We start from the raw sequence: 242 nt of genomic DNA, 5'->3' as shown, positions 1-242 counted from the left end.
GAAACGTTAAAGCGTGCGAATTATGAAGGACCAATCGACGATTTAATTTTCGGTTGTGCGATGCCAGAAGCAGAGCAAGGGTTAAATATGGCTCGTAATATCGGCGGATTAGCAGGACTTTCTTACGATGTTCCAGCTATTACAATTAACCGTTACTGTTCTTCAGGGTTACAAAGTATCGCTTACGGAGCAGAGCGCATTATGCTTGGTCACTCGGAAGCTGTATTATCAGGCGGAGCGGA

1 protein-coding gene is annotated in these 242 nt (G+C 45.0%); it reads left to right on the top strand.

The genetic code is table 11. The features are described 5' to 3' along the window. A partial coding sequence (locus SB658_RS26940) for a thiolase family protein (RefSeq protein WP_486308230.1) occupies positions 1–242 on the top strand: 242 nt, incomplete at both ends.

Origin of the sequence: Bacillus sp. SIMBA_008, from assembly GCF_046535495.1 — a bacterium.
Lineage (GTDB): Bacteria > Bacillota > Bacilli > Bacillales > Bacillaceae > Bacillus > Bacillus subtilis.
The sequence above is the reverse complement of the archived record's forward strand: the minus strand, read 5'-3'. Positions and strand labels throughout refer to the sequence as shown.